This window comes from Vibrio kagoshimensis, from assembly GCF_050337535.1.
Taxonomy (GTDB): domain Bacteria; phylum Pseudomonadota; class Gammaproteobacteria; order Enterobacterales; family Vibrionaceae; genus Vibrio; species Vibrio gallaecicus.
In genome coordinates this window covers 59,129-72,919 of the sequence record NZ_JAKJSZ010000023.1, presented here as the reverse complement: position 1 = coordinate 72,919, position 13,791 = coordinate 59,129, and the positions used below count along the sequence as shown (strand labels likewise).

Below are 13,791 nucleotides of genomic sequence, written 5' to 3'. Positions count from 1 at the left end.
GCCTGAGGTATTACCCGCTGCGTCGGTTTGACGAACGGTGATCGTGTTGTCACCTTCCGTTGGTACTGGMGCCGTTGTCGTCCAGTTTCCGTCSACAAGGTATTCGACTGTCGCGCCATCTTCTGTRCCGCCRACKGTGAAGCKRCCGTCGTTGGTTAAGAAGTCATCCGCCGCTGAGCCTGARTCYGTATCAAGTGTCAATGCTGGTGCATCGGGTGCTGTTGTGTCTAATGTCGAATCTAGAGCCTGAAAAGCTTCGATCAAACCCAGGCTTTGAGTCTCAGATAAGCCTATAGAAACAAACCCTTCAGTTAGGAACTCCGTTTGTGCAATTATTTCAGTGCCATCTCTTTCTATACTTCCACCAGCAACCAAGCTTGAACCGCCACTGGTACCTGCTGCTGTAGCAAACTCATCATTTAGTTGAGTTGGGTCTTCACCTTGCTCTAAAGCCGCAAAGATATTTGCAATATCGTCAGTTATATCGAGTTCATTGTCGTCAACAAATCGATTCACCTTAACTATAGGTTGATTAGATTCATCCGATGTTTCGAGAACAACGTCACCATTGAGTAATGGCTCGCCATCTTTTAACACTCTTATTTGGCCATCTACACCAACGACAATTCGTTGTCCAATAACCAATGCACTACTAGCGATGACTGCGGTGATATCCATAAAAACCTCTAAATCCGAAAGCTTCGTTAATGTCGTCAACGAAATGACACTAAAATATTATCTCGTTAATATATCATTATAACTTATAGAATTCACGCCTGCGCAATATATAAATAACAGTTCATCATTCGCATTAACACAACTAAAAATGTGCCAAAAAGTCATTAAGTTACACAAATATTAAGCAAGTTAACTCATTATTTTATATAATAACTTGAATGGGTCTTAATATAGATAAAAACCAAGCAAATGCATGGTGACACATATCTACTTTTGGTCTAATAAAAACGTAAATTTGTTGACACCTTGTTATAATTCTCAGATGTGAGACTCATCTTTGTTTAACATTCACACATTACATATGCTCCGGAGAAATAAATTGAATTGGATTCAAAAATGCACTCTAGGTTCTATGGTAGCTTTAAGCCTTTCTTCTAATGCTCAAACACTCGAGCAGGCTGTCGCTATTACATTAGAAACTAATCCAAGCATCAAAAGTTCATACAACGAATATATTAGCAAGCGATATATAAATGATGCCTCTGGAGGAGCTTATAGACCTAGCATAGATTTAGATGCGGGTATTGGATATGAGCATACTAGCCTTGCTTCAAATAATAATGATGAAACTGACTTAACTCGTAAAGAAGCGACCTTGACGCTTACACAGTTAATTTGGGATGGTTCGAATACTCTTAATGATATTGACCGCACAGCCGCTGATGCAGAATCTGTTCGTTACCAATTACTTTCTGATGCTCAAGATATGGCTCTAGAAGTAACCAAAGTTTATTTAGATGCAGTGAAGGCATACGAAGTGTTATCTCTTTCTGAAAGTAACTTGGCTACTCATAAAGAGATTTATAGAGATATTAAAAAGCGAGTTGATTCTGGAATTGGCTCAACTGCAGATATGTCTCAAGTCGAAGCCCGTATAGCAAAAGCGCATGGTAATTTACTTGCAGCTCAAAACAACTTGTTCGATACACATATACAATTTGAGCAACTAGTAGGTCAATCACCTCTTGGATTAGTATTTCCTAGAGCAGATTCTAGCGCTCTACCACTCACAATCGAAAAGGCACTCACTCAAGCTTTTGAAATGCATCCTGTAATAAAAATTGCTCAAGTAGATGTAGACTCAGCAAAATTTCAATATAAACAGTCAAAAAGCAATAACTACCCAACGATTTCAGTAGAAGCCGCTCAAACTTGGCGAGATGATGCAGGCGGAACTGAAGGCAACAGTGATGAATTCTCAGCTATGCTACGCTTACGTTACAACTTATATAATGGCGGTTCAGATTCTAGCCGTTCAGAAAGTATGGCATATCAATTAAATAAATCGAAAGATCTTCGAGAACGTACTTTTAGGAGTGTAGAAGAGAGTCTACGTTTATCTTGGAATGCGCTAGACCTAACGGTTCAACAAAAAGAGTTTCTTTCTGACCATGTAGATTCGGCTTCACAAACCGTAATTTCTTATGAGAAGCAGTACCGTATAGGTAAGCGTACACTTTTAGATCTATTGAACACTGAAAACGAACTTTTCGAAGCACGTAAAGGTTATTTAGACGCAAAATATGATGAACAATATGCAAAGTATCGTGTAATGAATGCATCTGGTAACTTACTAGCGGCTTTAAAGGTTGAAACACCAGCGCAGTGGAATGAAAAGGTTGAATATTAATTTATGACTAAGCGAATCATATTTCCATTACTTGCTCTCTTAGTATCTGTGAGCACATTTGCATCTGAGAGTGATGAGTTTGATTATGTCCCGACGCCTATCGCTGAAAGAAACTATGATCTTTTAGATGAGGATAATGACGGAGTAATCAATGAGCGGGATTTATGTCCTGATACCCCAGCACGGGCAGAGATTGATAATGATGGCTGTGGTACTTTTTTAAAAACTACAGAAAAAATGCAACTTCAAATATTGTTTGCAAATAACTCCGTAGATATCAACCCAGCTTTCTTGGCTCAAATCCGTGAGATGGCTAGTTTTCTAAAACAATATTCATCTACTTCTATCGAACTTCAGGGCTATGCAAGTAAAACTGGTAATGCAGAGCACAACCTACAACTTTCGAAAACTCGTGCTGCAAATGTGAGAAGAGCATTAATCAGTAACGGTATTCTGAGCTCGAGAATTGAGATTGTTGGTCATGGCGACACAGGCCTAGAGAACAAAGGAACAGACAAAATCAGCCATGCAATGAACCGTAAAGTTGTTGCTTCGGTTGTCGGGTTTAAAGGTAATATCAAAGAAGAATGGAATATATTTACTACTATCAGTAAATAAATTGTTTAAAACGTCCCCTCTTTAATTAAAGACTAGCATTTATTGCTAGTCTTTTTTATTTCTTCATTTCTAATTACGTGTACCTTGGATTTCTATAATGTTATTCTCTTCACGTTATCAAAATAGAGAACTAATCAATGAGCAAACTAACCGCCGATATTCAAGCAAACCTTGACCTTTTTGTTGCAGAAACAAAAGAAACTCAACTTGTATGGGGTCTTCGCAATGATGAAGGATGGCTTGCATGTGATTCTACTGAATTCGAAACAAGCGAAGTAATGCCATTTTGGTCTACAAAGGAAGATGCTATTACTCATAACGTCGAAGAATGGGCTGATTTTGAAGTTCTTGAAATCCCATTAGACATTTTTGTTGAAGATTGGTTACTGACTCTAGCTGAAGACGGTGTTTTAGTTGGTACAAACTGGAACGCTAATTTAGAAGGCAAAGAGCTTGAGCCTTCAGATTTAGCTAAACTATACATCTAATTATTCACTTAAAGGTCATGTATGTAACGCATGGCCTTTTCTTTATCCCTAATGACTTCACTCACACTCCCATCTAAAAAAAACACATACCATTGATTTGACTATTTTTTAACTTTAGAATGTCATTCCTTATAATTTTATCTATATAGCAAACTCTCTGATGAAACATACCTTTCTCATACTAATGGCACTAATTAGTTTATCTTCTCATGCCAATCTAATGTCATCAGATCCAACTAAAGAACCTTCCAACACCCCAAACATCAATTGGAACACACTTTATCTATCAAACTCACAACACGAAGAGTTTCGATCATTAAATATGCTACAAAGCCGTTATGCATCCTTACCCTCTTCAGGTGAAAAATTGTATATCAGCTCTTTGCTCTACCAATTCATGATTAAACACAACCAGCCATACTACGGCGGAAATTCTGATGATAAAAACTATAAAGTAACAGAAGAAACTTTTATTGAGGCTTTAAAGCTAGATGCTCGTGGGCAATATAAAGAGGCACAAGAACTTTTTATTTCCGTATCTGACACCATGCAACAAGCTAATGACTCGGTTGGTAAAGCGATAATCAAATACAATTTATGCCGTTCACTTAACGAACAATCTAAATATCACCAAGCTCACTACTATTGCTCTGCATTACAAAGCTATTTTGAAGATAATACGGACCCAGTATTACAAATTTTTTTAGGCTATCGTGTGATTGCCAATAATCAATACTTTAGAGGTGATTATAAATCTGCTCTAAACAGTTACATGCTTTTAATCGATAATTTCCCTAAAGGGCATGATATATCAGGCATTTATAACGATATCGGGAACCTTTATAAAGAGATTGAACAATTTGACAGTTCTGAAACGTACCTATTAACAGCTTTAGACCTTAGAGCAGACAGCTCCAACCTTATGAAAACACAAGTTTTGCATAGCCTAGCCGAACTTTACATCATCATGGAGCAACCAACTCAAGCAATCTCTTATTTTCAACAAGCCTACAATGCCGTACAGGCAACTAACTCGATATATGGTAAAGCACTGGTCAATTTGGGCTTAGGCAAAGCACACATCCAAGCAGAAAACTACAGCTCAGCACATGACTACCTTGTTGAAGCTTTAACAGCCTCTGAGAAATTAGATAATAATAAAATTCGAATAGAAGCTTACTTAGCGATTAGTGATCTATTCGAGCATCAAGATCTCTTTGAAGAATCATTTTACTATGCTCATTTGGCAAGCGACCTATCCAAACAAATTGACCGAAGCAAGTACCTTGCAGATTCGCTTCTTCAGCTCACTGATTTATCTGTCGCAACCAATCAGCACAAAGAAGCATTTAGTTTTTATAGGCAGTATTCAGCGATTCAACTTAGCAGTAGAGATATCGATAATCGCTTAGCTTTGGAAGCATTGGAACTCACTAGAAGCAAATTCGAGAAAGAACTGCAAAGTTCGTTATTAGTCAGTCAAGCACAACTCGATAAGCTGAAAATTGATAAAATGACTCAACAAAAGCTCATGTACAATATTATCGTTATCATCCTTCTGTGTGCCGCTAGCTTTTCTTTTTGGTCCAGTAAACGAGTAAGAGAAAAATCATCTTTAGACTCCCTCACGAGTGCTTACAACAGAGCGGCAGCAATAAGAAAAATTAAAACTGTTAAACACGACTCAAACAATAAAAAACATGTTTTAATTCTTTTAGATTTAGATAAATTTAAATCAATCAATGACGACTATGGGCATCCAACTGGCGATCAAGCACTCAGTAATATAAGCCAGCAAATTAGAAATCGAATTGGTAAACATGATTTACTAGGTAGATTAGGTGGGGAAGAATTTGTCATTCTATTAAAGGATGTTGAAGAAAGTGAAGTAAGAGAACGAGTTGAGGAAATTCAATATGCTGTTTCATCAACAAAATTTTTATCTGAAAGCAAAAAGCCACTGAGTATCACTGCAAGTTTTTCTTACCTTTCAACTTCACAGGCACTGAGTGACTTTGATGTATTGTATTCAGTTCTCGACCAAGCTCTTTATCAAGCTAAAAAGAATGGTCGTAACTGTATTATTGATGCGTACAACGACGCAATTGATTTACCTAGTTCTGTTTTCGAACCAGTTCAGACATCACTTCAGAGCGATTCTCAAGGTAATCCGTAAGCCCTACTTTGCGTAACTCACATGCAGGGCAATCGCCACAACCATCTCCGACAATTCCGTTATAGCAAGTTAGGGTTTTATTTCTGATCAGCTGCAAAGATTCATACTGATCAGCTAAAGCCCACGTTTCTGCTTTATTAAGCCACATCAAAGGCGTTTTAATTTCCAACGCCTTATCCATCCCTTGAACTAAAGCTGAGTTCATTGCTTTAACAAAGTCATTTCGACAATCCGGGTAGCCTGAAAAATCCGTTTCACAAACACCGGTAATGATACTTTCAGCGCCAATCTGGTAAGCATAAATACCCGCAAGAGTTAAGAACAAGATGTTACGACCAGGCACGAAAGAATTAGGTAAGCCATTCTCTTGTAGTTCGTGTGAAACAGGAATGTCATCTCGCGTTAGAGAGCTGATTGCTAGCTCATTAAGCAAGGTAACATCCATCACTTTATGAGCTTTTACGCCTAGTTCAGCAGCTAATGACTGCGCGACTTCAATTTCAAGCCTATGACGCTGCCCATAATCAAAAGTGATCGCATGTACTTCATCGTATTCTTTTAATGCTTGTACAAGGCAAGTTGTAGAATCCTGTCCTCCACTGAAGACAACTACCGTTTTTTTCATGTTTAATCCTTACAAAACAGCCGTTAAAGACGCTGTTAATCACTAAGATGATAATAATCGAGTATATAGAACAAGTTTAAATGCATAGGCTGCCCTTATATAGCGACTAATAGTTAATACTAGGCAATACTCAAATATTTATGAGTTTGAATGGATAAGCGCCAGTTTCGCTTCACACAGGTATCAATACATAGCTGAGTAGCACGGGGCTTCTGGCTAATTGGCTGTAAGGCAATAACTGTTTCTTCAGCCAGCTCAGCCTTCGACATAAGTTCGTCGAGCTGATCAATATCTTTTTGTGTACCTACTGGATGTTTAATTTCATTTGCACGAACAAGTGCCGAAATTAACACAGGTAACTTACCTTTCATTGCAATCTTAGGTGACAATGTCACCCAGGTATTAGGCGTAGCTTTTACTTCAGAAGTGCCACTAGTTTCAATCTGGCATTTACAGCCGATTTTTTCGAAGGCTTCAGTCAGAGGAACAAGATCATAAATACAAGGTTCTCCACCAGTGATCACAATATGATTGGCTGTATAACCTTGGCGGATGTATTCTTGGACAATACCTGCAGCATCAATTGGCGACCAAGTTGGTGAATCTTGTGTTTTCAACATGATGTCACCTAAGGTAGTTTGGTCTTTTTCTAAAGCTTCCCACGTTTGTTTCGTGTCACACCATGAACACCCAACCGGGCATACTTGTAACCTCACAAATACCGCAGGAACACCGGTAAAGACACCCTCACCTTGGATGGTTTCAAACATTTCGTTAATCTTGTACAACTTCGCCTCAGCTCTATCATCTTATTACGTTATTTAAGCCGCAGACGATAAAGCACTTAACCCTTTGGGTCAAACAATTGAATATTTGCGTTCAAAATGCTCAAACGTCTAGCCTGTTTTTCTAACTTCCCTTATCCTTGCGAACATTAGATTTTATTCAGTTTTCATTCTTTGGTAGGTAATTCAATGTACAAGTTAGTAGCACTAGATATGGACGGCACACTATTAAATAGTGATAAAGTCATTTCTCAAGAAAACAAAGACGCGATTGCAAAAGCTCGTAAAGCTGGTGTGAAAGTCGTATTAGCCTCGGGGCGACCTTTAGAAGGAATGCAAAGTAAGCTTGATGAACTAGAAATAGACGGTACTGATGACTTCGTACTTTTCTACAATGGATCAATGGTACAAAATGTATCAACGAAAGAAATTATTCACAGTAAGATCAGTAATGGTCAAGCCGCTAAAGCGATTGCAAAACTAGCAAATGAACTCGGTGGTTATGTTCATGCCTTTAGTAAAAAGCACGGGCTCATTACTCCTCAGAATAATGAATACACTCAAATCGAAGCAACAATCAATGGTTTAGATATCACTGAATTCAACTTTTCTGATTTAGAGGATAGTCACGAAATTATTAAAACCATGATTGTCGCGGAACCATCGAAGCTAACAGAAATCATCAGTAAGTTGTCACCAGAACTGCATAAAGAATTTACGATAGTCCAGAGCGCTCCTTTCTTCCTTGAGTTCTTAAACCCTGAGTCAAATAAAGGTGTAGGTATTGAAGCTATCGCGAATCATTTAGGTATTAAAGCTGAAGAAGTAATCTGTATGGGCGACGCAGAAAATGACCATCATATGCTTGAATATGCTGGTTTAGGTATCGCAATGGAAAATGCAATGGACGAAACGAAAGCAATTGCTGATTATATTACTGCTGGTAATAATGAACATGGCGTAGCCCGAGCAATTGAAAAATTCATTTTAGAGCCTATGGCTTAGTTCCTGCTTTATCATAAAAGACGCGGTTGATTGTGACTCGATTTATCAATAACACTTCAATCAGCCCGCTTCTTCCCTTTCTAACAAAGACTCAAACTGATTCTCAATTTGAGATACGTAAACACCAACAAATATAAATCTTTAAAAACAAATACTTAATAAAGCACCCTTTTGGCATTCGATTTGCAATTCCCATATTAACAACCAATAACTAAAACACTCGTTGGTAAGGGAATACAATGAAAAATACAAAACGAATACTTTATGTTCATTACGGTGATAACTGGATCAGAGGCAGTGAAGTCTGCTTAATTAACTTGATAGACTCGCTCAACAAAGAGCGCTATACCCCCTTTCTTTGGACAAACTGTCCGGCTTTGCTTCATCACTATAAAGGTCAAAGCCTCACATCAGAACTGTCTGCCTTCCCACTAATCGGAGGTTGGCAATCTCCTCGTTTTGATACTGTCAGTTGGTGCCATCTCGTCAAACAAGCTATCCACTACATCAAATCCTATGGTATCGACCTAATTCATGTAAACAGTGGTGCACCTTGCCAATGGATGTGTTTAGCGGCCCGTATTTGTCGAGTTCCTCTTGTGACACAACTTCATAGCCATTACCAACTTAGAGACCGCTTTACACTCGGCTTGCATATGTCTCCTCACATTGTTTGTGTTAGTGAAGCCATCAGTAAAGAACTTCTATCCGATGGATACCCTAAAAGTAAATTATCTGTGATACCTAACGGTGTCAGTATGAACTTCAACCAATATATCAATGTAAGACAGACTCTAAACATTCCAGAAAATGCTTTTGTGTTCGCTACTGTGGGATCATTGATTATTCGCAAAGGTGTCGATCTAATCATTCAAGCGTTACAGCACATTTCTCCTGCTGGAAACTTTCATCTTGTGATTATAGGTGAAGGAGAAGAAAGGAAAAATCTAGAAACTCTCGTGTTAAAGCTAAATCTAGCTGACAAGGTTCATTTCGTTGGAGAACAACATAATGTCTCTAATTGGCTTGTGGGAGGAGTCGATGCTTTTGTCAGTGGTGCTAGAGAAGAAGCATTTGGTCTTGTACTTGCTGAAGCCGGCTTAGCGAAATTGCCGGTGATAGCTCCACGAGTCGGTGGCATACCTGAATTCATCAAAAATGATGTCACTGGGCTTTTATACTCACCTAAGAACCCAATCATTGATATGGCGAGTTGTATGCTAGCGCTAATTTCAAATACCTCATTACAGTCTAGGTTAGCTGAAAACCTATACCAACTCGCCTCTACTCATTTAACCATTCAGGCTAACACTCATGCTTTGGAAGCTTTGTACGCCCGTATCACTCATGAACCCAGCAGCCACTGTGTGCCTATCGCTCACGGTTTAAAACCATTATTACGTTGGACGTTCAAGTAGGTAATCTACCGTAAAACACATGCAATGTCAGCAAGCAATTAATACAAATACAAATACAAATACAAATACAAGCTAACAAAGTATTGAGTAAATGAGTACACCGTCAAATATGAGGATAAGGCTATGAACATAAGCAGTCATAAGTTTACATTCAGTAAAACATTGAGCCACACTCCGGTTCATAGCTTAGTGTATGACCCAATTCCGTTTGCTGGAGGCTCAAAAGTAGCGACCGCAGAAATGCTTCAATCTTGTCATCACAGCAAAACTCAATTCACAATTCTTAGTGCTGATTCCGATTCTTGGAGTAAATTATCAGAACATTCGAACTGTCGAATTTTGTCACTGCCAAAATGGAAATTTCTGACAAAAACACAAGGCTTAGGCTATTGGTTTGCACAACTTTGCTTACTCAGTTTCATTCTCGTTACTATGTTAAGAGTAAAACGTATTGATCATGCGGTTGGGGCCTCTGGTCCTGGTATTGATATGGCTATTTACTTGGCTGGTTTTTTCTCTGGGTATTCAATCATTCAATTAGTACATGGTCCTGTCGCTCAATCTCGCTCTATCGGCTACTGCCTGACTAAAGCCTTCAAAGTGTTTTACTTAAAGAGTAGCGAGCAATCTATAGAAAATGCCATTTATCATTATTTCATTTTGACAAATGACCCTATACAGAACCAAATCCTTGCTCGATTTTCAATGGATAAAGAGCAGTTTCAGCCATTCAATAATGGAATTGCTCATTGTAATTGGCCATCTACTTCAAGCTTTCAATCGACCAGAGTTTTATGGGCGGCTTCGTTATTAAAATGGAAAGGTTTAGGTGTACTGTTAGAAGCCATAAACCCGGTACACAATAAACAATCGATCGAAACTGATATCTGCTATATACGCCCGACAAGTACAGAGATTGGAGTGAGTTCTCTTCCCGAAAACTGGGCTAATGTTTCACTTTACCAATCACCATCAAATTTGGATCAAATTCGTTCTCAAGCTGGCATATTTGTCTCTACAAGTATTGAGGAACCTTTTGGGTTATCAATTCTTGAGGCACTGGCTGCGGGGTTAAGTGTTGTCATACCTGAAGACGGGGCTTACTGGGATAAAGTGCTCACTCATGGCATCAATTGTATGAAGTACTCCCCTCGTAGTGCAACGGCATTACGTGACACCTTGAACACGCTTACACACAGCTCGTCCCTAAGAGCTTCACTAGCAATCGAAGCTAAAAAAATCGCTTCTGACTACCACGCTGAATACTGCTATGCCGACATTTGCCAAAACCTTTCAACGCCTAAAGTTAAGACTACTTTAGGGCATCAGCCACAAGGGAAAGCACTATGAGCTTAAGAACAAGTGCTACGAGCTCAACAACAAACGCTATGAGCTTAAAAGAAATCACGATAAGCCAAAAACAAAGTCCTGTGGCAAATATGCTCATTTATGGTTTAGGCTTGGTTTTAAACAAAGGCATATCATTAATTATGCTGCCTCTTATGGCGAGTTATTTACAACCTCAGCAAATCGGTAAACTCGATCTACTCGCTTCCATTGGAGCCGCAAGTGGTATTGTGATCGCCCTAGCAATGCATGAAGTCTTATATCGCTTTGTCGGAACAGAAAAGCAACCAAGCAATCAATTTAAACGAGCGAGTGAATTATACAGTTCAACTTGTATGATTGCTGTTGTAATAAGCCTAGTGCTATTTTCGATCATTAATATAACCCCATTTCCCACTGACTTCCTTGTGTCACAATTCGAGTTAAATTTACTTCTAGTTTGCGCATCATTAGAAGGTGTTCTTGGGTTATCGACCGCGTGGCTTCGGATGCAAGATAAAGCAAAAACATTTTTAATGGTCAGCGTCTTATCCACCACATTACAAGTTGGGCTGATTGTAGTGGTACTGAGTACTCAACCAACAGTGGTCAACATACTTGCTTGTGGTGCAATTGCTTATGGCGTTCAATTTCTGTCATTACACTTCATAAATAGATTTGAATGGCGCCTACCTTCTAAATCTCACTTCAAAAATCATTTAAGCTATGGCGTTCCGTTGATGTTAACCGCGTTTGTCGGGTTTGGGCTTAATGGTTCAGAACGGTTCTTCCTCGCCTATAACACCGATTTGAGTACACTTGGTCTATACGCAGTTGCCATTAAATTTTCCTTCGCCATGTGTATTCTTATGCAGCCATTTGGGATGTGGTGGATGCCCAAACGCTTTCAGTACATCAATGAACATGGCATAAAAAAAACGTGTTTGGTTACTCAGTTGGGTATTTCATACTTAACCGCTTTAACGATTTTTGTCGCCTTCTCTGCGAAAGTGTTTATCTCCTTAGCTTTACCTGAATCCTATGTTATTTCTACCCAATTACTCGTAGGTACGCTTTTAGTCGCTTGGTTTAAAGAGTTAGCTGAACTAGTGAATATAGGCGTTTTATATAATAAAAATACCCAACAACAGTTTAGAGTCAGCTTTGCTTCTACTCTTATTGGGCTTGGTCTAATGTGGGGGTTAGGAAGTGAGCTTGGCATTTGGGGAATAATCATTGCGTTAGGTGCAGCACAAGCATTGAAAGCCGTATTAATCTATTGTCTTAGCCAGCGCCAGCTATTTATGCCATATCAATTAAAGCTTCTCACCGTAAACATCACCAGCCTCTTTATTTTTTTATACATAGCTTTTTATGTTTCAGACCTATGGCTCTGCACAATTCTCGCATTATTAAGTCCAATTTTTTCCTTATTACCTACACTGTTAATAAAGGAAGTGAATCAGTGGGTTACCAATAAAGTTATGTCAAAAAGCGCAGATAATGATGTTCTACAACCAGGTGAATCCAGTCATTGTGGGAGTGATCGATAATGACAACGCAAACTAATCGTCTCACATCTATCATTTCAATTTCACTCCTATGCTTAGCCATTGGCGTGGTTTGGTACCTTGTACCTCACCCACTGGTCGCTATTGTTATTTCGTTTCTGCCTCTCGGTGCTTTGTTTGTCATAAACAAAACATTCTGGTTAGTGATCATGTTTGTCGTTTTTTCATTCTTTCGAATTCACGAAGCGATCCCTGTTTTGTACTCGTTAAAAATCCCGCTATTACTCTCTCTTGGGGCTCTTTCTGCTTTACTTTGGCATGCGTTAATTAGTAAAGAATTAAAAATGTATTGGCACCACTCACTCACTTGGTTAGCCATATTTTGGGGGCTAGTTTTTATAGGGATCATCTTTGCTTCGAATCGCCCTATTGCCATTGAACAATTCAAAGGCATTTATTGGAAAATCATAGTGATGACTCTTGCCATTGTTTGGCTTGTAAATAGTGCTGAAAACTTAGGACGAACTTCACTCATCATTATATTGTCAGGGCTGCTGATAGGTTGTATTGCGCTATTCAATTCAATGAATGGGATTGGGTTAGTGGAAGGGACACGAGTGACTATTGGGCGAGATCTTGGTTCAATGTTAGGCGACCCAAACGATTTAGCCTTGGTACTGATGTTCCCCCTTGCCTTTGCCTTAAGTCATACCACCACTCGAGGAATATCTGTGTTATTACGGATCTTATGCGGTGTTATTTGTCTTGTTTTGCTTGCGGCTATCATAGCAACACAAAGCCGTGGCGGGCTGCTAGGCTCCATGGCAGTGTTTGGATTATTTGCCATTAAATATATACGGTCTAAAACACTACTCCTTACTCTTTCCGTCGTTGGTGCGATAGTGCTTTATTTTGCCGCTGGAATATCCGATAGAGCTTCAGGAGGAGCTGCAGAAGCTGGTGTTGATGCCTCTGCCATGGGTCGCTTATATGCTTGGGAGGCAGCTTTTAAAATGGCGGTAGATAACCCTCTAACAGGTGTTGGACTTAATAATTTTTATTCGAATTACTACTTTTACAGCCCGCATTGGGACGGCTTAAATCACGCGGTACACAGTACATGGTTTGGTGTCTTAGCCGAAACAGGTTTTGTAGGACTGTTAGTTTTCATCATTCTCATTGCTTCTTTAATTCGCACGGCTAGTAAAACACAGCAAACTTTAGCGCAATCACAGCTCACCCACGACGCTAATCTCATTTCTTCTGCCAATGCGGTTTATGCAGGTTTAATTGGAACCATAGTCTCAGGAACTTTCTTAACACAGGGGTTTAATTGGCCAATTTATATCCTTGCAGCGCTCACCGTATGCGTCTCTCATATATGCCAAAATGCTTGTCAGAATGAGAAATCACAAGATTGAAATCATAACCACTTGAAAAGTAAAAATTAAATAACTGGCACATTACGTGA

11 protein-coding genes and 1 pseudogene are annotated in these 13,791 nt (G+C 39.1%); 9 read left to right on the top strand and 3 right to left on the bottom strand.

Features of this window, described 5'->3' with window-relative positions; translation table 11 throughout:
- Nucleotides 1-678: pseudogene (locus tag L4C37_RS19360) on the bottom strand (hypothetical protein); the annotation flags it as partial.
- 379 nt (nucleotides 679-1,057) lie between these two features.
- Between L4C37_RS19360 and L4C37_RS19355 the strand changes: the two are divergent.
- The 4 genes from L4C37_RS19355 (at nucleotide 1,058) to L4C37_RS19340 (ending at nucleotide 5,650) form a co-directional block, all read left to right on the top strand.
- Entirely contained in the window at nucleotides 1,058-2,368 is a 1,311-nt protein-coding gene (locus tag L4C37_RS19355) for a TolC family outer membrane protein (RefSeq protein WP_137372791.1), read from the top strand.
- Nucleotides 2,369-2,371: 3 nt separating this feature from the next.
- Nucleotides 2,372-2,986, top strand: coding sequence for an OmpA family protein (locus L4C37_RS19350; protein WP_273295911.1), 615 nt, complete (start codon nucleotides 2,372-2,374; stop codon nucleotides 2,984-2,986).
- A gap of 137 nt (nucleotides 2,987-3,123) precedes the next feature.
- On the top strand, nucleotides 3,124-3,474 hold the full coding sequence (locus L4C37_RS19345; protein WP_137372789.1) for a DUF2750 domain-containing protein: 351 nt from the start codon (nucleotides 3,124-3,126) through the stop codon (nucleotides 3,472-3,474).
- A gap of 160 nt (nucleotides 3,475-3,634) precedes the next feature.
- The gene (locus L4C37_RS19340) at nucleotides 3,635-5,650 is read left to right on the top strand and encodes a diguanylate cyclase domain-containing protein (RefSeq protein ID WP_429769490.1); all 2,016 of its coding nucleotides are present in this window, start codon (nucleotides 3,635-3,637) and stop codon (nucleotides 5,648-5,650) included.
- On the opposite strand, the gene queC is transcribed toward L4C37_RS19340, so the two are convergent.
- Together queC and queE are read right to left on the bottom strand one after the other, a co-directional pair.
- The gene (queC, locus tag L4C37_RS19335) at nucleotides 5,589-6,275 is read right to left on the bottom strand and encodes a 7-cyano-7-deazaguanine synthase QueC (RefSeq protein WP_273295909.1); all 687 of its coding nucleotides are present in this window, start codon (nucleotides 6,273-6,275) and stop codon (nucleotides 5,589-5,591) included. The two genes, L4C37_RS19340 and queC, sit on opposite strands and share 62 nt — an antisense overlap.
- Before the next feature lie 119 nt (nucleotides 6,276-6,394).
- The gene (gene queE, locus L4C37_RS19330) at nucleotides 6,395-7,045 is read right to left on the bottom strand and encodes a 7-carboxy-7-deazaguanine synthase QueE (protein ID WP_167494004.1); all 651 of its coding nucleotides are present in this window, start codon (nucleotides 7,043-7,045) and stop codon (nucleotides 6,395-6,397) included.
- A gap of 204 nt (nucleotides 7,046-7,249) precedes the next feature.
- Here queE and L4C37_RS19325 point away from each other — a divergent pair, with 204 nt between their 5' ends.
- The 5 genes from L4C37_RS19325 (at nucleotide 7,250) to L4C37_RS19305 (ending at nucleotide 13,741) form a co-directional block, all read left to right on the top strand.
- Nucleotides 7,250-8,065, top strand: a complete 816-nt coding sequence (locus tag L4C37_RS19325) for a Cof-type HAD-IIB family hydrolase (RefSeq protein WP_273295908.1) — start codon at nucleotides 7,250-7,252, stop codon at nucleotides 8,063-8,065.
- A 239-nt stretch (nucleotides 8,066-8,304) separates the two neighbouring features.
- The gene (locus L4C37_RS19320; protein ID WP_429769487.1) at nucleotides 8,305-9,483 is read left to right on the top strand and encodes a glycosyltransferase family 4 protein; all 1,179 of its coding nucleotides are present in this window, start codon (nucleotides 8,305-8,307) and stop codon (nucleotides 9,481-9,483) included.
- Between the two features lie 123 nt (nucleotides 9,484-9,606).
- On the top strand, nucleotides 9,607-10,833 hold the full coding sequence (locus L4C37_RS19315; protein WP_273297514.1) for a glycosyltransferase family 4 protein: 1,227 nt from the start codon (nucleotides 9,607-9,609) through the stop codon (nucleotides 10,831-10,833).
- Nucleotides 10,830-12,362: a lipopolysaccharide biosynthesis protein gene (locus L4C37_RS19310; RefSeq protein ID WP_429769485.1), complete on the top strand. Its 1,533-nt coding sequence runs from the start codon at nucleotides 10,830-10,832 to the stop codon at nucleotides 12,360-12,362. The genes L4C37_RS19315 and L4C37_RS19310 overlap by 4 nt, the downstream gene beginning before the upstream one ends.
- Complete coding sequence (locus L4C37_RS19305) at nucleotides 12,362-13,741, top strand: O-antigen ligase family protein (RefSeq protein ID WP_273297108.1); 1,380 nt, start codon at nucleotides 12,362-12,364, stop codon at nucleotides 13,739-13,741. Before L4C37_RS19310 ends, L4C37_RS19305 begins: the two co-directional genes overlap by 1 nt.
- Nucleotides 13,742-13,791 lie beyond the last annotated feature (50 nt).

Coding starts and splice junctions, on each gene's coding strand:
- L4C37_RS19310 (WP_429769485.1), top strand. CDS start 10,830: ATGAGCTTAAGAACAAGTGCTACGAGCTCAACAACAAACGCTATGAGC.
- L4C37_RS19305 (WP_273297108.1), top strand. CDS start 12,362: ATGACAACGCAAACTAATCGTCTCACATCTATCATTTCAATTTCACTC.
- L4C37_RS19320 (WP_429769487.1), top strand. CDS start 8,305: ATGAAAAATACAAAACGAATACTTTATGTTCATTACGGTGATAACTGG.
- L4C37_RS19350 (WP_273295911.1), top strand. CDS start 2,372: ATGACTAAGCGAATCATATTTCCATTACTTGCTCTCTTAGTATCTGTG.
- L4C37_RS19345 (WP_137372789.1), top strand. CDS start 3,124: ATGAGCAAACTAACCGCCGATATTCAAGCAAACCTTGACCTTTTTGTT.
- L4C37_RS19340 (WP_429769490.1), top strand. CDS start 3,635: ATGAAACATACCTTTCTCATACTAATGGCACTAATTAGTTTATCTTCT.
- queC (WP_273295909.1), bottom strand. CDS start 6,275: ATGAAAAAAACGGTAGTTGTCTTCAGTGGAGGACAGGATTCTACAACT.
- queE (WP_167494004.1), bottom strand. CDS start 7,045: ATGTTTGAAACCATCCAAGGTGAGGGTGTCTTTACCGGTGTTCCTGCG.
- L4C37_RS19315 (WP_273297514.1), top strand. CDS start 9,607: ATGAACATAAGCAGTCATAAGTTTACATTCAGTAAAACATTGAGCCAC.
- L4C37_RS19325 (WP_273295908.1), top strand. CDS start 7,250: ATGTACAAGTTAGTAGCACTAGATATGGACGGCACACTATTAAATAGT.